The organism is Ignatzschineria cameli (genome assembly GCF_003121895.1).
Lineage (GTDB): Bacteria > Pseudomonadota > Gammaproteobacteria > Cardiobacteriales > Wohlfahrtiimonadaceae > Ignatzschineria > Ignatzschineria cameli.
Window position 1 is genome coordinate 449,384 of the sequence record NZ_QEWW01000002.1, and the last position, 22,208, is coordinate 471,591.

Here is a 22,208-nt window from a genome sequence, read left to right on the forward strand (position 1 = left end):
AATTAAAAGTTGTCTGTCTGCGTGAAAAGGCCAACTTTTAGATCTTCCCCTACGTAGATTTCTTTGCCGTCAACTTCCATCGTTGCATCAGCAATACCCATGGTTAAAGATCTTAAAATAACACGCTTCATATGGATGTTGTAAGTGATTTTCTTTGCGGTTGGAAGAACTTGACCTGTAAATTTTACATTCCCAGCGCCGAGCGCACGACCACGGCCTTTTCCACCCATCCAGCCAAGATAGAAACCAACAAGCTGCCACATTGCATCTAACCCTAAGCAACCGGGCATAACGCTATCACCAATAAAATGACAAGGGAAGAACCAGAGGTCAGGACTAAGGTCAAGCTCAGCTGTGATGGAACCTTTACCATATTTTCCACCATCTTCAGTGATGGAGACAATGCGACTAATCATCAGCATCGGTGGCATTGGAAGTTGTGCGTTTCCTTCTCCAAAAAGGTTGCCTTTAGCGCATTCGATAAGCTCATCATAAGTGAAGCTTGATTGTGTTGTAATTCTTGTCACGTCTAATTAAATCCTATGAAATTGTACAGAGTTAGAGTTATCGCTCAATTGAGAGGGATTGTCATATTGATTCCATTGTGTGATCCCACTTTGCGATTTTGCTACAACCGCAAATAGCGTTGAGCTAAAATAAATTCTAAGTTGCGATTATACCTAAAAAAAGGATGAAGAGTTAGCCTGATTCCATATCAAGGGTGCTTTCCATTCTATTTTAAAGGATATTTTGATCTATTGCAGAGAGTACGATCATCGTTACTAAGCCATTTATCACTATATTGGAACCCTATTGTAACTCTATTGTAACTACTATCTGCATTGACTATCACTATTGTCGATTGATCAATATTGAACTTCTAATGTTAATTGATCGATTTAACTGATCAATGTTTATATAGTTAAGTATTTATATTGGATATCCCTCTTTCTATATCTGAATATCTATATACCTATATTTCACTATCCTTGTTTCAATACCTTTATTTCAATATCTTCATCTCAATATCTTCATCTCAATATCTTCATCTCAATATCCTCGCATCAATGAGGCGATTATAGTATGTGATTATAGATCTTTGTAGAGATCAGGCTCCCCTTTCGGGCGAGTCTTAAAGCGCCGATGTGCCCAGAGATACTGTTCAGGGGCTTCTAAAATCCAAGACTCAAACATCTGATTGATCCGTAATGTATCCGCCTCGAGATCCTTAGTGGGGAAATTTTCCAACATGGGTAAGATTTTGATGTGATATTGGCTCCCTTTTCGGACAACATAGTAGGGAAGCGCCGCCGCTCGACCTAAACGACAAAGAGTTGATGTGGCTGTAATAGTGAGTGCTTTAACGCCAAAGAAGGGGATAAAGACATGGTCGGTGCTGCCATAATTTTGGTCAGGAGCATACCAGATGAGATCACCATTTCGAAGGAGCTTGATCATTCTGCGTGTCTCATCGCGGGTGATAGGTTCTAACCCCGATTGATCGAAGCGACCTTTATATTGCACATATTCATAATACTCATTTTCATGGGGCCGATACATCCCTCTCACCTTTGTTTTAAAGGAGATTGCGCGTCCTCCTAGTTCTAATGGAGTCATATGTAACGTTAGGAGAAGGGCGCCTTTACCACTTTTTTCAAATGCTTCTAAATTTTCTAATCCCTCATAGACTAGATGCTTTTCCAGCTGTTTTTTCGGCATATACCAAGCGATAATAACCTCAAAAATCGCCATGCCCATAGAGAGGAAATTCTCTTTTACTAACTTTTTCTGCGCAGCTTTATCGAGCTCAGGAAAACAGAGCTCAACATTTCGTTGAATGATTTTTCGGCGACTCTTTGCAATATAGTAGGAGCATCGACCGGTGATTCTTCCTAAAAAGAGAAGAAAAGGGAGGGGAAGATGCGCAATCAATTTTGCAAGAAAGATACCAGTTGCTAATAACTTGTGGTCAGAAGCTTTTGGTATGGTGTGTTTATCCATAGTTCTAATAATAGCCTATATGAAAGAGGGTAGATTATAACAGTTTTGTGAAGTGCTGTTGCAGGAACGCTTTAAGAATTGGCGAAATTAATTGGCTAAATTTATTCTAAGAGATCTCCTGCTCAATCCGCTATAATACGCAGAACTTCCTTTCAGAAAAGAAAGAGAGATCATCGCTGTTGAGCAAAGGGTTCAATCCCTCTCAACATCATGGCGTAGATGGGTAAAAATTGAGCGGTAAAAAACAGGTAAACTTTGATTTTAATCAAGTTGTTTTATACCCTATAGCAGGTAATTGATAATGAGATTAGAGATAGGTAGGAAAGCCCTTCTGATATTGGGGTTCTTGGTGGTATTAGCGGGATGCGGTTTTCATTTGCGGGGAAATGTCTCCTTTCCAAAGGAGTATCAAACGGCATTTGTAGAGAATAATGGTCCTGCATACTCTCGTGATGGTGTGGAGTTTTATCTTAAGCGCCAGCTCGGCTCGGAGTTGCGATTTGTCAATCAACGAGAAGATGCCGATCTCATTATCGATATTGATGAGGGATATGATACACGGGTAACGTCAAGTAGCTTAAATGGGGAGATTCGGGGTTATACAACCGATATCTTTGCGCAGATTAAGGTAACTGATTCTAAAGGGGGAGTTATTCTTCCTTCAAGTCGTTTTACCCGCTCACGTGACTTCTCTATCGATGAGAAGGAGCCGCTTGCGAAGACAACAGCAGAAGCCGCAATTAAGCGCAATTTGGCGGATGACTTGAGTCGAGTATTTATTAGAAGATTAATTGCAGTGATGAAAGCTAAGCAATAGGGAGATTTTGTGACAAACGGAGATGTAACTGCTATTAAAGATGTACAGGCCTACGAAGATGAACGCAATGTTGAGATTTCACAAGTTGGAATCAGCGGTTTGCGTCTTCCCATCGAGTTTAGTAATGGGGGGCAATCGCAACATAGTGTGATGGAAGCGGCCTTTACGGTAACGTTGCAACAAGAGCGAAAAGGGACCCATATGTCCCGTTTTATTGAAGTCTGGGATAGCTTGGAAAAGCCCTTTTCATTGACAAGTGTGACAACATTACTCAATCGTTTAGAAGAGAAGCTAGATGCGGAAAAAGCACAGGTGGAGTTGAAGTTTCCCCTCTTTTTTACCCGTACAGCACCTGTATCAAAAGCGGAGAGTCTGATGGATTTCAATTGTGAAATTGTTGCGGCATCGAATCAGTCTGATCCGGCAAAATCTCACTATGAATTACGTCTTATGGCACCGGTAACGAGCCTCTGTCCCTGTTCTAAAGAGATTTCGGAATTTAGTGCCCATTCACAACGTTCTCATTTGACGATAGCGCTACAATTTCGTGATCGCCAAGGATTTGAAGCGGTTGATATTGACCAGCTGTTGATGGAGATGGAATCAGTGGGGTCATCAAGACTCTATCCTCTCTTAAAGCGTCCTGATGAAAAATATGTAACTGAGATGGCTTATAAGACGCCCCGTTTTGTTGAAGATCTCGTGCGTGATCTTGTTGTTCTTTTGCGCGAGCGTCAGGATCTTACGGCATTTTCCGTTCAATCGGAGAACTTTGAATCGATCCATAATCACCAGGCTTACGCAAAGGTTAATTACACCTTTTAATACATCTTTTAATACATTTTTTAAGACACATTTCAATGTTTCCTTAAGGTTCTTAAATGTTATTGTGATAGCTGTTGGATACTACTCGATAGCAGTTAGAGAATCATTAGAATCATTGGATAACAGACAGATAATTATTAGATCAGCGAATGGCTGCAATATCTTGCAACCGCTCGCTGATTTTTTTATGAAGCAGAAAAGAGAGTGTCAGAAAGAGTCCGTTGAGTCTTCAATATGTACTAAAAGAACCGCCTCCGATGCTCCTTTTTGTTAGAATAGAGCGCTTAGATAGGTATTCAATTTCTGCCGATAGGAAGAGTGATCGAGCGAAGGAAGTTGAGTAGGTATGAGGATCATAAAGAAAGAGGTATAGATGTTAGAATCAGATCGATTAATAGTGAGTGATCAACCCTTAGCGGAAGAGAAGGTGATAGATCGCGCGATTCGTCCTAAAAAGTTGGCAGACTATACCGGACAAGCGCCCATTCGTAAGCAGTTGAGCATCTTTATACAAGCTGCTGTTCAGCGAGAAGAGGCACTCGACCATGTCTTGCTCTTTGGTCCTCCCGGTTTAGGAAAGACAACGCTTGCACATATTATTGCGCATGAAATGGGCGTCGGTTTAAAACAGACATCAGGCCCTATTTTGGAGAAAGCGGGAGATCTTGCCGCGATTTTAACGAGTTTAGAGGATAACGATATTCTCTTTATCGATGAGATACATCGGCTCAATCCCGCTGTCGAAGAAGTGCTCTATCCGGCAATGGAGGATTATCAGCTCGATATTATGATCGGTGAAGGGCCAGCTGCTCGCTCTGTAAAGATCGATCTTCCCCCCTTTACCTTAATTGGAGCCACAACACGAGCGGGGTTACTCTCCTCCCCCTTACGCGATCGTTTTGGAATTGTCTCTCGATTGATGTTCTATACTCATGAAGAGTTAACGGAGATAGTGAAACGATCAGCACGGCTATTAGGCGCCTCTATTACAGAGGAGGGAGCTTATGAGATTGGACGTCGTTCCCGAGGAACTCCAAGAATTGCCAACCGACTCTTACGCCGAGTGCGTGATGTTGCCGAAGTAGAGGCAGATGGCGATATCACAATTGAGATCGCTCAATCAGCCTTAGCAATGCTCGATATCGATAATGCCGGATTAGATGAGCATGACCGTAACTTCCTTCGATTGATTGTGGAGAAATTTGATGGTGGACCGGTTGGAATTGATACTTTAGCGGCGGCATTGGGTGAGGAGAAGGGGACCTTAGAAGATATGATTGAGCCCTTTTTAATTCAGGAAGGCTTTATTATGCGAACGCCTCGTGGACGGGTTGCAACGCAACATTGTCATCAATACTTCGGGCTTTCTGTTACGCCGCTCCCCGATGAGGAATCATTAATATAGTTCCCCTGAATAAGCGGAGCTTTAATGATAAAAGCGAGAGAAGTGAGAGACGTGAGAGAAGCGAGAAAAGCGAAAAAAGAGAACAAGGCGTGAAAAAATTGAGAGTGGAAGCAGTGAGAATGGAAGCGGTAAAGGTAGAAGCATCAAGAGGTAAAGAAGATTTTTATGCTGTGATAGGGGATGCCCTCTACACAACAGATCCCCAAGAGAAGTGTGAGAAGGTCGATCGGCTCTATGATCAGCTATTGAATGGGGAGATTGCTCCTTATTCCTCTCAAGACTTGGAGAGTATTCAACCTGCAGGGCGACCTGCACTCCCTCAATTGGTCTCTCCTCAGGAAGTGCCCCGCCGGCGTTTAGGTTCTAAAGCGGGCGTTTTAGCATTAGTACATGCGATTTGCCATATTGAATTTAATGCGATCAATCTTGGGCTCGATGCTGCTTACCGTTTTCGCCAGATGCCGGCAAAGTTTTATCAAGATTGGTTACTGGTTGCGAAAGATGAAGTAAGGCATTTTCGGATGTTGGTGCAATATCTCGAGTCAGAAGGCTCATTTTATGGCGCTTATCAGGCTCACAATGGTCTTTGGGATTCAGCGGAACGAACCGCGCATGATCCCTTGATTCGTATGGCGCTTGTACCGCGAGTTTTAGAGGCGCGAGGATTAGATGTAACGCCGGGGATTATTGAGCGTTTGACACTCAATGGGCAAACGGATGTTGTTGCGCGTTTAGAGATTATTCTTAAAGAGGAAGAGTTCCATGTTTTAGTGGGAAATCATTGGTATCGTTATCTCTGTGAGCAGCGTAACTTGCCACCTAAAGAGACCTTTTTCGATTTAATCGAGGAGTATGGGCAGACATTAAAACCTCCCTTTAATATTGAAGCACGTCTTCGTTCCGGTTTTACTCAAGAGGAAATCGATTATTTAGTCGCATCGATCGATCTTTAGTAGTGATCGAGAGAGCTGCTTAATAGATAGGACTCTCTCTGTAATTGTTCGCAACAGCGATCGATAGAGAGAGATAGAAAGAGATGATAGAGTAGGAGAAGAGAATCATGGCGAATTGTAGTGATAGTGATAGTGATAGTGAAAAGAGAGGGGCAGAGACATCTGCTTCGATGCGATCACGCCTATTGGGGTTGAAGCAGGCGCTCTTTATTGGTATTAGCGGTTTAAAATTAACAGAAGAGGAGAAACGTTGGCTAGCGCATCGAGATGTTGCCGGAGTGATTCTTTTTAGTCGTAATTATCAAGATAAAACTCAGCTAAAGGCCTTAACTGCTGAGATTCGATCGATTGATCAAAATCTTCTAATCTCTGTGGATCATGAGGGTGGGCGAGTACAGCGTTTCCGTGAAGGCTTTAGTAAACTGCCCCCGATGCGAGAATTAGGAAAACGTTATGATCATTCAAAAGAGGCTGCTTTAGCTGAAGCTACTCAGCTTGGAAAATTGATGGCAACGGAACTAAGAGCTGTTGGGGTCGATTTTAGTTATGCGCCTGTTTGTGATCTCGATTATGGAGTTAATCCTGCAATTGGTGATCGTGCTTTTCATAGTGATCCAACTGCCGTGGCACAACTTGTACTCGCTTTTTATGAGGGGGTACGTGCAGCCGGGTCGATAGGGGTGGCGAAACATTTTCCGGGTCATGGATTTGTAACGATCGATACTCATATCGCGATCGCCCAAGATGATCGGCCTCTCTCCTATCTAGAGACACATGATCTTAAGCCTTTTCGCGCTCTGATCGATGCCGGAATTGAAGCTTTGATGCCGGCGCATATTATCTTTACCGCACTCGATTCCGATAATAGTGTGATCGCTTCTAAAAAGTGGCTCCATTATCTACGTGAAACGCTCGGCTTTCAGGGTGCTATTATTAGTGATGATCTCGATATGGGCGGTGCAACCCACCTCGGTAGAGTGAGCGAGAAGGTTGATCGTTGCTTCGCTGCGGGGATCGATATTGTTCTGCTCTGTAATGATTTTCAGGCAATTCGTGAGTTGTTAGATGGTTAGAGAGCGATGCTAAGTAGTAAAAAGAGGGAAGGAAGAGAGAAGAGACGTTATGGGGATAAGTGGCAGGATATGCACATTTTCTGTGGATAACTATTAGGACAACTTGATCATAGCTGTGGGATAAAGCGGATAACTCTCAAAAGCATTGCAAATAGAGGGTTTTCAGCTTGTGATTAAACAGCGCTATTTTGCTTATAAATTAGCCATTTTTACATTCTTTGTGAAACACAATTTTTCAGCTCGATCTCTATCTTAATTTTTATCTCGATCTCCATCTCTATTTTTAGAGGATTATCGGATTGGGATCTTATCCCCTCTTCTGGGGAGATATGCACATTTTCTGTGGATAACTATTAGGACAACTTGATTATAGTTGTGGGATAAGCGAGATTAAAAATAAACCCTAACTTAACTTATTGAAAGTATTGATATTTTTAGGTAAAGCTTATCCGCATGATGAAATAGAAAAACCGCTCAATGAATGAGCGGTTTTGATTTTTTGATCAGTTTATTAAGAGGCTCTAATAGATTTTATGAGTACTCTATTTATACCTTATTAATAAAGTGTTCTGATAAATTTTTAATGATCTTTCGTTGCGCGTTGATGCTTACGACGATCTGCTTCTGTAAGATAGCGCTTACGGATACGGATCGATTTTGGTGTGACTTCGACCAACTCATCATCATCGATAAATTCGATCGCGCGCTCTAAGGTCAATTTAACAGGCGTTGTTAATGTTAAAGCTTCATCTGTTCCTGCTGCACGAATATTGGTGAGCTGCTTAGCTCTTAAAGCATTGACAACGAGGTCATTATCGCGACTATGGATACCGATCACTTGGCCTTCATAGATCTCATCACCATGGCTTGCAAAGAGACGTCCTCGCTCCTGGAGGTTAAAGAGCGCATAAGCAAGAGCTTTACCTTGACCATTAGAGATTAAGACCCCATTTTTTCTTTGACCTACAGAACCTTTCTTCAAAGGACCATAATGATCGAAGTTATGGAACATAAGACCTGTACCACTTGTTAAGGTCATAAACTCTGTTTGGAAGCCGATCAATCCGCGTGAAGGAATCATATACTCAAGACGGATACGACCTTTGCCATCGGGAACCATATTTTGCAATTCAGCAAAACGATTACCCATCTGCTCCATAATGTCACCTTGATGTTTTTCTTCAATATCAAACATCAATGTCTCATAAGGTTCCATCTTGACGCCATCTTCTTCACGAATAATGACTTGAGGACGACCGACCGCCATCTCATAACCTTCGCGACGCATATTTTCAATCAATACTGAGAGATGAAGCTCTCCACGGCCTGATACTTTGAAGACATCGGCATTATCTGTCGCTTCAACACGAAGTGCAACGTTATGAATAAGCTCCTCTTCAAGGCGCTCTTTGATTTGACGTGATGTGACAAATTTACCCTCTTTACCCGCAAAAGGTGAGGTGTTCACTTGAATCATCATCGAAACCGTTGGCTCATCAACAGCGAGTGGTGGTAATGCTTCAACATGTTGAGGATCACAGATCGTATCGGAGATAAAGAGAGGATCAAGACCGGTAAAGCTGATAATGTCACCTGCTTGAGCAGACTCAAACTCAATCTTATTAAGACCATGGAAGCCTAAGATCTGTTGAATCTTACCATTACGTTTTTTACCTTCACGATCAATGACGGTAACGTTCATATTTTTATGCACTTTACCTCGCTTAATACGGCCAACTCCGATCACCCCAACGTAGGAGTTGTAATCGAGAGAGGAGACCTGTAATTGAAATGGTGCATCAACTTCAACATCTGGTGCCGGCACATGGTCAACAATCGCCTGGAAGAGGGGTTCAAAGTCACCACTACGGACATCATCCGTTAACCCTGCATAACCATTGATTCCAGAAGCGTAGACAACAGGGAAGTCGAGCTGCTCATCTGTTGCACCAAGATTATCGAAGAGTTCAAATGTTTGATCTAATACCCAATCAGGGCGAGCGCCAGGACGGTCAATTTTATTAATAACAACGATGGGTTTAAAACCCATTGCAAACGCTTTTTGCGTTACAAAACGGGTCTGTGGCATCGGACCTTCAACGGAGTCAACAAGGAGGAGTACCGAGTCAACCATCGAGAGAACACGCTCAACTTCGCCGCCAAAGTCCGCATGTCCTGGGGTATCGACAATATTGATACGATATCCATTCCAGTTGATAGCGGTATTTTTAGAGAGGATGGTAATTCCTCGCTCTTTTTCGATTTGGTTTGAATCCATGACGCGATCCGCAACCTCTTCTCGCTCACCAAAAGTTCCTGAACTTCTGAGGAGTTGGTCAACCAAGGTTGTTTTACCATGGTCAACGTGGGCGATGATGGCTATGTTTCTTAATTTATCTATCATTTTCACTTTCTTTTATCATTGATGCCCCGCGAAGCCTCAAATATGATCTTGAGGGTAGGGCGATACTATTGAGATTATCTACTTTCGAGGGCTGTATTATAACGTACTTTTTGATTATTTTTTGAGTTAATTTATTTTATGAAGTCCGAAATTTGACTCTTTTGGCAATCGTTAAATATCGTTAAAAATCAACTTATATTCCACTTTTCTCCCACCCAATTGAGAGCGAATCTATTTACAAAATAAATTGTCTTTGTCAGATGATTGACAACTTCGATAATCACTAGTAATTTGCGATAGAGCGCCGCTTATTTAGCCGGCATCATTTTCTATAAGCTTTTTTCTGTAAGTTTTTATAAAAGCTTTTATGAAAGTTTTTATCACACCATTATAATAATCACCTGTTTTTATTGATGAGGAATATCATGTCAAAGCAACCTTCTACTGAGTTCAAGCGTCTTGAACTACTCCCGCCTTATGTCTTTAGTGTTATTGATGAGCTAAAGGCAGAAGCAGCGGCAGCAGGAAAAGATGTTATTGATTTTGGGATGGGAAATCCCGATCAGCCAACCCCTGCGCATATTATTGATGCATTAACGGCGGCGGCAAAAGAAGGTGCCAATCATCGATATTCAGCCTCAAAAGGGATCGCCCCAGTTCGAGAAGCGATCTGTGATTGGTATCAGCGAAAGTATCAAGTGACTTTAGATCCTAATCGTGAGGCGATCTATACCATCGGTTCTAAAGAGGGTTTAGCAGATCTCACCTTAGCCGTGTTAGATAAGGGTGATGTAGTCTTGGTGCCAGATCCTGCTTATCCAATTCATCCTTATGGTCCTATTATTGCCGGCGCTACCGTGATTCATGTTCCCGCTGGGCCTGAAGATGATTTTGAAGCCAATCTCCAAGTGGCGATTGCCAATAGTCCTGTTAAGCCAAAGATGCTCTTTCTTAACTACCCCTCTAATCCAACCTCAGAGTGTGTGGACTTGGCATTTTTTGAGCGTATGGTAGCGTTAGCAAAAGAGCATGGAATCTGGATTGTGCATGATTTAGCTTACGCAGATCTCTCTTTTGATGGTTATCAAGCTCCTTCAATTTTACAAGTAGAGGGCGCTAAAGAGATTGCAGTGGAGTCTTATACACTCTCTAAAAGCTACAATATGGCGGGATGGCGCGTAGGTTTTATGGTGGGGAATCCAACTTTAATTGCTGCGTTAACCAAGATTAAATCTTATCTCGACTATGGCTCATTTGCACCGATTCAACATGCAGCCGTTGCAGCATTAACAGGGCCACAAGATTGTGTGGAAGAGATTCGTCTGCGTTATCAGGCGCGTCGTGATCTTCTGTGTGAAGGACTCTCATCGATCGGTTGGGAGGTTAAAAAGCCAAAAGCTTCGATGTTCCTCTGGGCAAAAATTCCTGATGCTTATCGTGATATGGGATCGATGAAATTTGCAGAGAAATTAATTAAAGAGGCCTCAGTGGCTGTCGCTCCCGGCATCGGCTTTGGTGCAGGGGGAGAAGGATATGTCCGCTTCGGCTTAATTGTCGAAGATGATAAAACAGCGCAGGCGATTGAAAACTTGCGACAGATGTTTATTAAAGATGGATTAGTAGTGGCATCGTAGTCTTTTAAGCCGCTCGATCCGGCAGTAGAGATGAGAGAATTAAAAGATGGCCTTATCATCGCAGATGATGGGCCATTTTTGTATCCATTTTAAGGATCGAGAGGGGCTTTTTAAAAATATAGTTTTAGGGAAAATTAAGCGAGTGGATAGGTAGATTTAGAAGCCTATACGGGGTAGAATAAGGCTGTTTTTAAACTATTTGTAGGAGAATTGTAGTATGGCTAAAGTCCTTGATGTGGTGAAACCAGGCGTACTCTTTGGTGATGATGTTCGCAAGGTATTTGCGATTGCTAAAGAGAATAACTTCGCATTACCAGCGATTAATGTTGTAAATACAGAATCAATTAATGGAGTATTAGAAGCTGCAGCTAAAGCTCAATCTCCTGTAATTATCCAGTTCTCCAATGGAGGGGCGCAATTCTACGCTGGTCGTGGATTGAAACTTCCAGGATATGGCGGACATGAAGCGGCTGTTTTAGGTGCGGTATCAGGGGCAAAGCATGTTCATACTATGGCGGAAGCTTATGGTGTGCCTGTGATTCTTCATACAGACCATGCGGCAAGAAAGTTACTTCCATGGATTGATGGACTTCTTGAAGCGGGTGAAAAGTTCTTTGAAGAGACCGGTAAACCACTCTTCTCTTCACATATGATCGATCTTTCAGAAGAGTCCTTAGAAGATAATATTGCAACGTGTGTTGAGTATCTCAAACGTCTCGATAAATTAGGAATGACACTTGAGATCGAATTGGGTATTACCGGCGGTGAAGAGGATGGTGTTGATAATACATCAGTCGATAACGCACTTCTCTATACTCAGCCAGAGCATGTAGCTTATGCTTATGAAGAGTTGAGCAAAGTAAGCCCTCACTTCACTATTGCGGCCTCTTTCGGTAACGTTCATGGAGTTTATAAGCCAGGAAATGTTGAGTTAAAACCAGAAATCTTAGATAACTCACAAAAGTATGTTTCTGAGAAATTTAATCTTCCGGCAAAACATCTCGACTTTGTTTTCCATGGTGGATCAGGTTCAAGCTTAGAAGATATTCGTGAAGCGATTAGCTACGGTGTAATCAAAATGAACATCGATACAGATACACAGTGGGCAACATGGGAGGGCGTTCTCAACTACTACAAAGCGAACGAAGGCTATCTCCAGAGCCAATTGGGTAACCCAGAAGATCCATTTGGTCCTAACAAATCTTACTACGATCCACGTGCATGGCTACGCAAAGGTCAAGAGAGTCTTGTGAAGCGTGTTTTAGTTGCTTATGAAGATCTTAATGCGATGAATCGTAACTAATCTGTATTGAATCAAAGTTTGATCTCAACTCATTAAGAGAAATAGAAGAGATCAGTAACAGATTCAATGATAGATTCCGTAATAGCTTATTAAGCACTCTCGGAAAATTATAGTAAAGTGATAAAAGAGCGATATGTCTTTGGATATATCGCTTTTTTGATAGTGTAATATCCACCAATACGATCAACACCACAAATGCCTCGCAATAGAGGAATAAAGTTCAATAATGATATCTATTGATTACGTAAGAGAGTTTGTGGAGTTGCGGGAACCGACTATTTTCTTCTTATCACTTCTGCATGCCCTCAGGTTAGCATTATTGATTATTGATGCCGAGGAAGATCATATCTGCCGGCGCATGATTTGTGGAAGCGTGCAGTGGTAATCTCCGGCATTGGTTCAGCTATGTTTGTCTTGATTGATCTACTTATACTTAGGAGGATAAGTGGGAATATAAATGACATTATGCAAGGAGAATCTGTTCTATTTTTGCGATAAAAAAGAGGAGACCATCTTGATCTCCTCTTTTGTAGACGTTGATCTGTCTATCTATTTATTCTCTCTTAATTAGTAGCCAGTCTGCTCATCGTGAAGGATTTTCCCACCGAAGATTTTATGTACATAGAATGTGTAGAGAAGAATCAATGGTAGAACAATCGCTACTCCCCAGAGGGTGAACTCTAGTGATTTAGGCGCAGCACTTGCTTCCCAAATATCGAGCTTTCCAATAATAATATCGGGGAAGATACTATAGCCAAAACCGATAAAGGTACACAATACAATTAAAACAGAGAGGAAGTAGGGAACCCAGTCACGCTTATAGGTGGTATCTTGCTCAATAAATTTAAGACTTCTAAAGATAATGAAGGCAAAGATAACACAAAGAAGTGGGATCGGCGCTAAGTAGTAGAGATTTGGAATCGTAAACCACTTTTTGAAGATCACGTCACTTGTGTAAGGCATCGCTAATGAGACTAAAACGATCGCTAAGAATGCCAAGAGAATGGAGTGACGAATCGCTTTAGCCGCAAAGAGACGTACATGACCATCTGATTTAAAGATTAACCATGCAGATCCTAAAAGTGCATATCCAAAGCAGAGAGCAACCCCAACACAGATCGCAAAGATCCAGTTAACCATTGTATGCTCAAGTCCTGTTGCATAGAGGCCAATCATAATCCCTTGTGACATCGTTGCAAGATAGGCACCAAAACAGAAGAGCGCATCCCACATCGGTTGACGATGTTTAGGGGCTGTATTTCTGAAGTCGAAAGCAGCACCTCGAAGGATAAGCCCTCCTAACATCAACACCGTTGGGATATAGAGAGAGACTAAGATATCTCCATACGCTTTCGGGAAGGCGATAAAGATTACCCCAATCCCAAGAACAATCCAGGTCTCATTTGCATCCCAGAAAGGATCTACTGTTGCTACCATCTTGTCACGATCACTACGCTCTCTCATAAATGGGAAGAGCAGACCGACGCCGAGGTCATAACCATCGAAGATGATATAGAAGAAGACCGCAGCGGCCATCAGACCGGCAAAGATAACGGGAAGTATTGTTGCAGCATCCATAACCATAATTATGCTCCTTGTGTTTCTGCAGCGATATTGTTTTTAACAGTCTTGTTTGTGAGATAGAAAAGTACTGCAAGATAGCTCACAAGAACGAAGATGTAGATTAAACAATAGATGAGTAAGGATGAGATCATCACATTAGGACCATGTGGCGCTGCTGCATCTGCTGTCTTAATTAAGTTATAGACAATCCAAGGTTGACGTCCGATCTCAGTGGTGTACCAACCAAAGAGAACAGCCACCCATCCTGAGAAGGTCATGCCAATAAAGACTTTGAGCATCTTAGGTCCAATTTTTTTGCGACGCATCAACTGTACCGCACCAATCCATGATGTGAGTAACATTAAGAGACCAACGCCCACCATGATTCTAAAGCTCCAGAAGACGATAGCAACAGGAGGATGCTCTTTAAACTCATTGAGTCCTAACACTTTTCCATCAAGAGAGTGGGTCAAAATAATACTACCTAGATGGGGAATTTGCAGCGCAAAATCATTACTACGAGTCTCTTCGTTAGGGAAAGCAATAACGTTGAATGCCATCGGCGATTCAGTCTCCCAAACGGCTTCAATTGCCGCAAGTTTGTCAGGCTGATGTTTTAATACTAAGAGTCCTGATTGGTCGCCAACAAAGATCTGAATCGGAATAAGAATTGCCGCAATAATCACGCCGGCATTGAGTGAACGACGGCTCGATTTAGAAGGATCTCCTTTAACAATCTTATATGCTGAAATACCGGCAATTAAGAAGGCTGCTGTGAGTCCTGATGCTAGAAGCATATGTGCTAAGCGTGTTAGGAATGAGGGTGTAAAGATCGCATCCCACCAGCTTGTCACATGCGCAATACCATCGATCATCTCATAGCCTGCAGGGGTCTGCATCCATGAGTTGAGTGCAATAATCCAGAATGCGGAGAAGGTTGTTCCCACTGCCACAAGGAAGGTTGCTAAGTTGTGAATAAAGGGTGAAACTCTCTTTTGACCAAAGAGCATGACACCTAAGAAGGTCGCTTCTAAGAAGAATGCAGTTAATACCTCATAACCTAAGAGAGGGCCGGCAATATTTCCGACATGCTCCATAAATCCTGGCCAGTTGGTACCAAATTGGAAACTCATCGTTACACCGGTAACGACACCAATGGCAAAGCTTAAAGCAAATATCTTCACCCAGAAGTTATATGCATCTAACCAAGATTGATCATTGGTCTTTTCAAATCGTAGTTTAAAGAAGAGGAGTATCCAAGCAAGCGCAATATTGATACTTGGAAAGATAATATGAAAGGAGATATTGATTGCGAATTGTATTCGCGCTAACACTATCGGATCTAGTTCCATAGGGGGCCCTTTTTGTTAGTGAGTGTAGTTTAAGAGATTAAGTTTCATGACATCCCGTACTTAATCTCACGACCTATTGCAATAGAGAATGATCTCTTTAACAATTAAGGCGACTTCATAATCGCTACTTACCATTTAATTGAAACTTATGGTGACAGTTTTCCAATGTCGACTTTTAAAAGATTCCCCTAGTGCTTCTTAACTCTCCTAATCGCTAGGATCATAAAATGAGTTAAGTTTTAAAAGTCTTTTGGGATTGCCGCTGAGATGATTCGAAGCTATTAGCCTCCACATCTCTACTATGCATAATGGGCAATCGATAAAACAGCCTTCTCATAAGATCGATCAAATGATTCATGTCGATTACTGTTGAAATCGCTTTAACAGCTATCGAGTAATGCCGTAACAGTTTGAGCCGCTCTGGCATGGTAATAATCTACTGTGAATAAGATTATGTTAATAGCAAAAATATTCAATGCGTGGGCGTTTACACTTTCCTCTGTAGAGAGGAAATCATAATGCCCTCTACATTTGTTCATCATTTTACAATAATTGATACTTATTATGAAGTATTGAAGAACTCTTTTCTTAAAGAGTTCTTAAAGAGATGGGCAGAAGTTGGAAAAGAGATGGGAAAGAGATGAGAAAGAGCAGGGAAGATTAGAGAAATAGTAAGAATGATAACTAGTGAAAGAGCTCTTTGCTTGCTTCCATTATCTCACTAAAGGTTCATGCAATAGTGGTGAAAACGTGCGATAATTGAGAACAATTTTATTCAACAGAAGATAAGTGAAAAGAGATGGCTGAAGAGTGGATTTATGGCTTTCATGCAGTGGAAGCAGCAATCAGAGAAGATCGAGTTATTAAAGTTGCGATTGATCCTTCCCGGAAGGATAAACGCATGCAAGGGATGATCGCCTTGTTAGAAGGGCTTAAAATCAAACCGGAGCATCTTCCTAGTGAACGGTTAGAAGAGTTGGTGCGAGAGAGTCGTCATCAAGGCGTTATTGCAAGAATCGCTGTGCGTCCCCCTGAGAGTGAAAACTTCCTCTATCAGCTTTTAGATCAGCTCGATCACCCACCATTTCTGCTTATTTTAGATGAGGTGCAAGATCCACATAATGTAGGGGCTTGCCTTCGCAGTGCCGAGGCGTTTGGGGTTGATGCGCTGATTGTGCCTAAAGATAATGCCTGCTCATTAACGCCGGTAGTGCGTAAAGTCTCTAGTGGTAGCTCGGAGCGTGTCCCTTTTATTGAGGTGACTAATCTTGCGCGTGTTTTAGAGAAGTTAAAGGCGAGAGGTATCTGGATTTCAGGATTAGCAGGTGGTGGTGAAAGTACCATTTTCTCTGCTGATTTTAGAGGACCTCATGCAATTGTGATGGGCTCTGAGGGCTCGGGAATGCGCCGATTAACGGAGAAAAATTGTGACTTTATCGTCAAGATTCCTATGGAAGGAGAGATTGAGAGTCTCAATGTCTCTGTAGCGGCTGGCGTGACATTAGCTGAGGCTTATCGTCAACGTCATCAGCTCTAAATGAGCAGTGATAGCTTAGTCGTGATAGCATCTCGTTTTTGTAGCAAGATGTGAAGATGAAAAACAGAAAGAGATAACGAGAAAGTGATAAAGAGAAAGAGATAAAGAGAAAGAGGCTGATCTATTCAGCCTCTTTTTTTCTGCTCCTGTTTCTACTTCTACTTCTACTTCTATTTTTCTATTTCTGTCCCAGTTTCTGGGGTGGTCTGGGTTAATTTTATATTTATTAGGTATTAGGTTGGGGTCAGATGATTGCCATTTTAGTCTGGTACTTGGCGCTGATAACGCTGTGCAGCATCATGAGCACGATCATCTTTCTCTCTAAGAGAGTTGGGGCGTAAAAATGTATAAGCGACAAAACCTGCAAACCACATCAAAAATCCCACCGGGACACAGATCGTTACAAGATAGATGCCAATGGTTTTCTGACCAAGAATCAGTAAGGGTAAGCCGACAACGGTGCCGATGACGCTAATAATCATTCCGGCATAGAACATAAATTTGTTGAGTGCAAGCATTGTTAGATAACCTCAATGGATGATACAAGAGAAATGGGGTGATCCATCATAAAAGATCAATAGAAGATGATCAATGATCGAGATTCACAATCATGATCATAACATATTTGCACTCTCACTTTTTGAGTGCCTTTTTTACTACTTAAAGTCAAAATCCTCTTAAACTAGGAGCAACTACTAGTAACTACTAGCAACTGCCAAGTACTAGTAAGTACGTTTGAGGTCAACTAGATTTAAAGCCTTTTTACCAGCTTCAACACGGCGAATATTCTCCACCACTTGCGCTGCTGCCGTTCGAGGATTTGTCGATGCAGCAACATGAGGCGTGATCTCAATTTCAGGAATTGTCCAGAAAGGATCTGTTTTAGGGAGAGGCTCTTCGGCAAAGACATCAAGCAGAGCCCCCGATATCTGTTTCGATTCAATAGCGGCAATAAGATCTGCGTGATTGAGGTGTTCTCCGCGAGCGGCATTAATGAGATAAGCATTGGGGTTGAGTTGATCGAAGAGTCTGCTGTTGAGGATCGACTCGGTCTCTGCGGTTAACGGTAAGAGGCAGATCAAAAGATCTAGATTTTTCGCAAAAGAGAGAAGCTCCTCTTTGCCGGCATAGCACTTTAGAGAGGGGATCGCTTTCGGGGTGCGTGACCAGATACGAATATTGGGGAAGCCATTTTGTCTCAATCTTTCTGCGGTTGTTCGCCCTAGTTCCCCATATCCTAAAATACCGATGGCAAACTCATCATGGAAGTTTCTAGGTTCTGGCGCCCATTCGGCGCGAGCTTTTGCGGCGCGATAATGATGAAAGTTACGAAAGGCCGTTAAAGCGCCATAGAGGGAGTATTCACTCATCTGATTTGCCATATCAGCATCGATAATTCGCGCAATCGGCATTGTTGGCGGTCGATCTTTTGTTTTAAAGAGATGATCAACTCCCATACCTAGCGATTGAATTAATTTTAGGCGCGTCAGTTTTGGGAAGATGCCAGCAGGAGGTTTCCATGCAAGAACAACTTCGATGGTATCTGGATCGTAAGGATCATTTAAGCTGTGGAGTGTGATGTTAGGATCGATTTTAGCGATCTCCGTACGCCAACGCTCAAGGCCTCGATCATTTTCTGTTAGATAGAGTAGATGTGTCATGATTGCCCCCTTTCTGTTATTTTTGTTTTTATCAACTATCAATTATCAATTATCAATTATCAATTATTAACTTAATCAACAAATCAACTAATCAATTATTAGTTATCAATGATTCTATCAGTGATTCGCTTGTTAGCTAATAGGGATAGCATATCAAGCGGGAGATCAAAAGAGGGGAAGAAAAAAGAGAGTAGAAGGATTACTTATACTCTCTATCGATTAATTTTTTAGTCCGTTATTTTTTACTCAAAGAGTAAAGTCGATCGATAATCGATGATTAAGACTTTTTCTGCCCCTCTTTAAGGAGATCGCGGATCTCAGCAAGGAGAACCTCTTCTTGAGTCGGCTTAGGATCTTCTACTGCTTCTTCAACCGCTTCAGCAATTGCTTCATCCTGTTTTGCGCGTAACTTATTCATCACACGAATAGCTAAGAAGATAGAGAATGCCACGATAATAAAATCGAAGATATTTTGAATAAACATTCCATAGTTGAGGATAACGGCAGGTTCATCTCCTACGGCATCTTTAAGTGTTAGGGCAAAATCTTTAAAGTCGACGCCCCCAAGAAGTAACCCTAGCGGTGGCATAATGATGTCGGAAACGAGGGAAGAGACGATCTTATTAAATGCAGCTCCAATAATGACCCCAACAGCTAGGTCGATTACATTGCCACGCATAGCGAATTCTTTAAATTCTTGAAGAAACTTAATTTTCATACTTTTACTCTATCTTTTGTCAATATTTCAATATTTAGGTGAAAGGAGGAGACCTTTATAAACCGCTATAGACTGACTTTGCCATCAATCAACGTTACAGCCTCTATCAGCGAAAAGTTTATGACTATATTTTGATGACTATATTCATTGCTTCTAGATTATATCTTATAAGATTATATCCAATAGATTATTGCCGATAGCCTACAGCTTATTTAGGTGTAAGACGATGTAAGCAATGTTGAAAGTAATGATGCAAGTAATATTTATATGATTTTTATATGGTTTTATAAAATATTATATAAATATGTCAATATTTTAGCGGCGCACTATTTTAGATTATTTTGTTGGAATAGACTATTACTATTTTAATTTTCTCTACTTCCATTTAATCTCTTTTAATTTTAAGCTCTTTTAACTTTAAGCCTGAAAAGGCTTGATCTTTTTCATGTCACCTCAACCTCTATCTAATATTTAAATTGGCGTTAAAGAGGCAATAGGATAAATTAGTAGGGTTATAAATAAGGAGGTTTGGATGAAAATCGTAGTAGCTTTGGGGGGCAATGCGCTCGGAAATAGTGTCAGTGAACAGGAGAAGATCTTAAAGTCGACGGTGGTGCCTATTGTCGATCTGATTGCAGAAGGACATGATGTTGTTTTAGCCCATGGTAATGGGCCCCAGGTAGGAATGATCAAGCTGGCAATGGATGTTGCGGAAAAGAATCTTGGTAAAGAGGGTGTTCCTATTACAGAATGTGGGGCGATGAGCCAGGGATATATCGGCTATCATCTACAACGATTTTTACGAGATGAATTGCAGCGCCGGCAGATCGATAAAGAGGTTGTGACCATTGTGACGGAAGTATTAGTAGATAGTGATGATCCTGCTTTTGCAAATCCGCGTAAACCGATCGGTTCCTTCTATAGCAGAGAGGAAGCGGAGAAGTTAGAAGCTGCCGGTTACCCTGTTATGGAAGATGCGGGAAGAGGATATCGAATTGTTGTGGCCTCTCCACTACCTCAAAAAATTGTGCAGATTAAGACTATTGAAAACCTTATCAATGCCGGTGAATTGGTGATTACTGTCGGCGGTGGTGGAATTCCTGTTGCGGTAGAAGAGGGAGTTACTGTTGGTAAATTAGCGGTGATCGATAAGGATTTTGCCTCAGCAAAATTAGCCGACCAGATTAATGCCGATCTTTTAGTGATTTTGACTGCAGTGGAGAAGGTGGCGATCAACTTTGGTAAGGAAAATCAAGAGGAGATCTCCGAGATGAATTATGCCGAAGCAGCCAAATTTATTGAATCTGGCGAGTTTGCGCCGGGATCGATGTTGCCGAAGATTCGTGCGGCGATGAGCTTTGTGGAACAAAATAGAGATAAACGCGCTTTGATCACCTCTTTAGAGCGAGCAAAAGAGGGTTTTAAAGGAGAGACAGGAACCTGGATTCGTTATGAATAGACGATTTTGAGGTTGTTAACGTTCTCTTTTTAGACTTCTTCCCGCTCTTTTTCTCATGATCAGGTATCATAATAGCGAATAAAGTGGCTTCATGAATGAGATCATTTCAATCAGATCATTCCCATAAGATTATTTCAGTGAGATTACTCAAATGTGCGATGGCAACTTATGGGGCGACTTTGTGGGCAGAACTATTCTGCCCTTTTATTATTTGAGGTAGTTTGAGAGAGAATCTCAGATCCATATTAGATCCGAATCAGAGATAGGTTAAGTGTAGAGGAAGAGTATGAATAGCAAACGTCCGACCGATTATTTTCATCAACAATATGGTTTAACACTCCCCCATACAGATGTTGTGGCGCTGATTGAAGAGTATCAAGTAGCGCCGGGACGCCTGCTCGATCTTGGATGTGGGCAGGGGCGAAACTCCCTCTATTTAGCTGAGCAGGGATTTGATGTCACCGCTTACGATCTCAATCCTAGAATGTTGCAGACGATCCGTGACATTATTGAGAAAGAGGGGATTACAAATATTACGGTGGAAGCGAGAGATCTTAATAAGATCGAGATCACCGGGGAATATGATCTGATGATCTCTACGGTGGTGATGATGTTCTTGCAAAGGGAGGCGATCCCCAATCTTATTACACAGATGCAGCAACACACTGCTCATGGTGGATACAATCTTATTGTTTCGGCGATGTCGACAGAGGTTTACCCTTTTGATGGATTTCCATTTACCTTCGCCGAGGGAGAGCTTCGCCGCTACTATGAAGGGTGGGAGCTGATTCATTACAATGAAGAGGTGGGAGAACTCCATCGTCGTGATGCTGATGGTAATCGCCTTAAATTACAATTTGCAACGATGTTGGCAAGAAAGCCGGCCTAATAAGTAGCGGGTTGAATAAGATGGAGAGAAGAGAGGGGAGCTGTGAAGATTAGTGAGGAAGATAGAGCCCTTTTTCGTGGGAGTGTTGGCAATGTTGTTAAGATTAAAAATCAAGAGAATGTCTTAAAATTGCCACGACCACAATTGAAGGTGAAGATTCGTAAGGCGTTACGAGAGGATCCTGAGATGGTAGATCTTATGAGTGATGATCCCACTTGGATCAATAGTGATCCAACCTCAGAGATGCGATTTCGACGAGAAGGCGTTGCTCCTAAGTTATTACGACAGCTGATTCAAGGAAAATTCGCTCCTGATGCTGTTATCGATCTTCATGGTTTAACCGCGTCAGAAGCGCGTGATGAGCTTCAATATTTCCTCTATTCTGCCTTAAAACAGAATCTCTTTTGTGTCAAGATTATTCATGGGCAGGGCTATGGCTCTAAGGGCGATCCGATTATTCGAGGATTGATCGATCGTTGGCTTCGATTGCAACTCGATATCTTAGCATTTGCGAATCCTCCTCAAAGGATGGGGGGAAGAGGGGCGACACTCTGTCTATTACGCAATCAATACTGTTTCGATGAGTGATGTTTTACGCTTTCAATCTACAGCAG

General features: G+C 41.9%; 19 protein-coding genes. 11 read left to right on the plus strand and 8 right to left on the minus strand.

The window, feature by feature from the left end:
* Nucleotides 1-2: 2 nt before the first annotated feature.
* On the minus strand, nt 3-518 hold the full coding sequence (gene fabA / locus DC077_RS05050) for a 3-hydroxyacyl-[acyl-carrier-protein] dehydratase FabA (protein WP_109200960.1): 516 nt from the start codon (nt 516-518) through the stop codon (nt 3-5).
* Nucleotides 519-1,089: 571 nt separating this feature from the next.
* Nucleotides 1,090-2,001: an LpxL/LpxP family Kdo(2)-lipid IV(A) lauroyl/palmitoleoyl acyltransferase gene (gene lpxL, locus DC077_RS05055; protein ID WP_109200651.1), complete on the minus strand. Its 912-nt coding sequence runs from the start codon at nt 1,999-2,001 to the stop codon at nt 1,090-1,092.
* A gap of 301 nt (nt 2,002-2,302) precedes the next feature.
* Here lpxL and DC077_RS05060 point away from each other — a divergent pair, with 301 nt between their 5' ends.
* From DC077_RS05060 to nagZ, 5 genes are all read left to right on the plus strand, one after another.
* Nucleotides 2,303-2,818, plus strand: a complete 516-nt coding sequence (locus DC077_RS05060) for an LPS-assembly lipoprotein LptE (protein WP_109200650.1) — start codon at nt 2,303-2,305, stop codon at nt 2,816-2,818.
* 9 nt (nt 2,819-2,827) lie between these two features.
* Nucleotides 2,828-3,643, plus strand: a complete 816-nt coding sequence (folE2, locus tag DC077_RS05065) for a GTP cyclohydrolase FolE2 (protein ID WP_109200649.1) — start codon at nt 2,828-2,830, stop codon at nt 3,641-3,643.
* A 373-nt stretch (nt 3,644-4,016) separates the two neighbouring features.
* Nucleotides 4,017-5,048 (plus strand): Holliday junction branch migration DNA helicase RuvB, encoded by a 1,032-nt coding sequence (ruvB, locus tag DC077_RS05070; protein WP_109200648.1) that lies wholly within the window; start codon nt 4,017-4,019, stop codon nt 5,046-5,048.
* 89 nt (nt 5,049-5,137) lie between these two features.
* Entirely contained in the window at nt 5,138-6,001 is an 864-nt protein-coding gene (locus DC077_RS05075) for a ferritin-like domain-containing protein (RefSeq protein ID WP_239990324.1), read from the plus strand.
* A gap of 107 nt (nt 6,002-6,108) precedes the next feature.
* Nucleotides 6,109-7,074 carry a beta-N-acetylhexosaminidase gene (gene nagZ, locus DC077_RS05080; RefSeq protein ID WP_239990323.1) on the plus strand — a complete coding sequence of 322 codons (966 nt, stop codon included), beginning with the start codon at nt 6,109-6,111 and terminating at the stop codon, nt 7,072-7,074.
* 580 nt (nt 7,075-7,654) lie between these two features.
* On the opposite strand, the gene typA is transcribed toward nagZ, so the two are convergent.
* Nucleotides 7,655-9,478 (minus strand): translational GTPase TypA, encoded by a 1,824-nt coding sequence (typA, locus tag DC077_RS05085; RefSeq protein ID WP_109200647.1) that lies wholly within the window; start codon nt 9,476-9,478, stop codon nt 7,655-7,657.
* Nucleotides 9,479-9,903: 425 nt separating this feature from the next.
* Between typA and DC077_RS05090 the strand changes: the two genes are divergently transcribed.
* Both DC077_RS05090 and fbaA read left to right on the plus strand, forming a co-directional pair.
* The gene (locus DC077_RS05090; protein ID WP_109217848.1) at nt 9,904-11,112 is read left to right on the plus strand and encodes an aminotransferase class I/II-fold pyridoxal phosphate-dependent enzyme; all 1,209 of its coding nucleotides are present in this window, start codon (nt 9,904-9,906) and stop codon (nt 11,110-11,112) included.
* A gap of 217 nt (nt 11,113-11,329) precedes the next feature.
* Nucleotides 11,330-12,415, plus strand: coding sequence for a class II fructose-bisphosphate aldolase (fbaA, locus tag DC077_RS05095; RefSeq protein ID WP_109217849.1), 1,086 nt, complete (start codon nt 11,330-11,332; stop codon nt 12,413-12,415).
* A 567-nt stretch (nt 12,416-12,982) separates the two neighbouring features.
* Here fbaA and DC077_RS05100 read toward each other — a convergent pair.
* Both DC077_RS05100 and DC077_RS05105 read right to left on the minus strand, forming a co-directional pair.
* Nucleotides 12,983-13,999, minus strand: coding sequence for a cytochrome d ubiquinol oxidase subunit II (locus DC077_RS05100; protein ID WP_109217850.1), 1,017 nt, complete (start codon nt 13,997-13,999; stop codon nt 12,983-12,985).
* A 2-nt stretch (nt 14,000-14,001) separates the two neighbouring features.
* Nucleotides 14,002-15,330, minus strand: coding sequence for a cytochrome ubiquinol oxidase subunit I (locus tag DC077_RS05105; RefSeq protein WP_109217851.1), 1,329 nt, complete (start codon nt 15,328-15,330; stop codon nt 14,002-14,004).
* Nucleotides 15,331-16,129: 799 nt separating this feature from the next.
* On the opposite strand from DC077_RS05105, the gene rlmB reads away from it, so the two are divergent.
* On the plus strand, nt 16,130-16,867 hold the full coding sequence (gene rlmB / locus DC077_RS05110) for a 23S rRNA (guanosine(2251)-2'-O)-methyltransferase RlmB (RefSeq protein ID WP_109217852.1): 738 nt from the start codon (nt 16,130-16,132) through the stop codon (nt 16,865-16,867).
* Between the two features lie 260 nt (nt 16,868-17,127).
* Here rlmB and DC077_RS05115 read toward each other — a convergent pair whose 3' ends face one another.
* The 3 genes from DC077_RS05115 to mscL all read right to left on the minus strand — a co-directional run bounded on the left by DC077_RS05115 (nt 17,128) and on the right by mscL (nt 19,240).
* Nucleotides 17,128-17,385 (minus strand): hypothetical protein, encoded by a 258-nt coding sequence (locus DC077_RS05115; protein ID WP_109217853.1) that lies wholly within the window; start codon nt 17,383-17,385, stop codon nt 17,128-17,130.
* 204 nt (nt 17,386-17,589) lie between these two features.
* Nucleotides 17,590-18,528 carry a 2-hydroxyacid dehydrogenase gene (locus DC077_RS05120; protein WP_109217854.1) on the minus strand — a complete coding sequence of 313 codons (939 nt, stop codon included), beginning with the start codon at nt 18,526-18,528 and terminating at the stop codon, nt 17,590-17,592.
* Nucleotides 18,529-18,805: 277 nt separating this feature from the next.
* On the minus strand, nt 18,806-19,240 hold the full coding sequence (mscL, locus tag DC077_RS05125; protein WP_109217866.1) for a large-conductance mechanosensitive channel protein MscL: 435 nt from the start codon (nt 19,238-19,240) through the stop codon (nt 18,806-18,808).
* Between the two features lie 538 nt (nt 19,241-19,778).
* On the opposite strand from mscL, the gene arcC reads away from it, so the two are divergent.
* The 3 genes from arcC to DC077_RS05140 all read left to right on the plus strand — a co-directional run bounded on the left by arcC (nt 19,779) and on the right by DC077_RS05140 (nt 22,182).
* On the plus strand, nt 19,779-20,705 hold the full coding sequence (gene arcC, locus DC077_RS05130) for a carbamate kinase (RefSeq protein ID WP_109217855.1): 927 nt from the start codon (nt 19,779-19,781) through the stop codon (nt 20,703-20,705).
* Between the two features lie 286 nt (nt 20,706-20,991).
* On the plus strand, nt 20,992-21,594 hold the full coding sequence (gene tehB, locus DC077_RS05135; protein ID WP_109217856.1) for a tellurite resistance methyltransferase TehB: 603 nt from the start codon (nt 20,992-20,994) through the stop codon (nt 21,592-21,594).
* Nucleotides 21,595-21,636: 42 nt separating this feature from the next.
* Nucleotides 21,637-22,182: a Smr/MutS family protein gene (locus tag DC077_RS05140; protein WP_109217857.1), complete on the plus strand. Its 546-nt coding sequence runs from the start codon at nt 21,637-21,639 to the stop codon at nt 22,180-22,182.
* The last annotated feature ends 26 nt before the right edge of the window (nt 22,183-22,208 follow it).

What these genes read in the sequence shown, in the direction of transcription:
- DC077_RS05090 (WP_109217848.1), top strand. Translation starts at nt 9,904, where the DNA reads ATGTCAAAGCAACCTTCTACTGAGTTCAAGCGTCTTGAACTACTCCCG.
- DC077_RS05120 (WP_109217854.1), bottom strand. Translation starts at nt 18,528, where the DNA reads ATGACACATCTACTCTATCTAACAGAAAATGATCGAGGCCTTGAGCGT.
- DC077_RS05100 (WP_109217850.1), bottom strand. Translation starts at nt 13,999, where the DNA reads ATGGTTATGGATGCTGCAACAATACTTCCCGTTATCTTTGCCGGTCTG.
- DC077_RS05105 (WP_109217851.1), bottom strand. Translation starts at nt 15,330, where the DNA reads ATGGAACTAGATCCGATAGTGTTAGCGCGAATACAATTCGCAATCAAT.
- nagZ (WP_239990323.1), top strand. Translation starts at nt 6,109, where the DNA reads ATGGCGAATTGTAGTGATAGTGATAGTGATAGTGAAAAGAGAGGGGCA.
- DC077_RS05115 (WP_109217853.1), bottom strand. Translation starts at nt 17,385, where the DNA reads ATGCTTGCACTCAACAAATTTATGTTCTATGCCGGAATGATTATTAGC.
- tehB (WP_109217856.1), top strand. Translation starts at nt 20,992, where the DNA reads ATGAATAGCAAACGTCCGACCGATTATTTTCATCAACAATATGGTTTA.
- arcC (WP_109217855.1), top strand. Translation starts at nt 19,779, where the DNA reads ATGAAAATCGTAGTAGCTTTGGGGGGCAATGCGCTCGGAAATAGTGTC.
- lpxL (WP_109200651.1), bottom strand. Translation starts at nt 2,001, where the DNA reads ATGGATAAACACACCATACCAAAAGCTTCTGACCACAAGTTATTAGCA.
- fbaA (WP_109217849.1), top strand. Translation starts at nt 11,330, where the DNA reads ATGGCTAAAGTCCTTGATGTGGTGAAACCAGGCGTACTCTTTGGTGAT.
- typA (WP_109200647.1), bottom strand. Translation starts at nt 9,478, where the DNA reads ATGATAGATAAATTAAGAAACATAGCCATCATCGCCCACGTTGACCAT.
- rlmB (WP_109217852.1), top strand. Translation starts at nt 16,130, where the DNA reads ATGGCTGAAGAGTGGATTTATGGCTTTCATGCAGTGGAAGCAGCAATC.
- ruvB (WP_109200648.1), top strand. Translation starts at nt 4,017, where the DNA reads ATGTTAGAATCAGATCGATTAATAGTGAGTGATCAACCCTTAGCGGAA.
- DC077_RS05060 (WP_109200650.1), top strand. Translation starts at nt 2,303, where the DNA reads ATGAGATTAGAGATAGGTAGGAAAGCCCTTCTGATATTGGGGTTCTTG.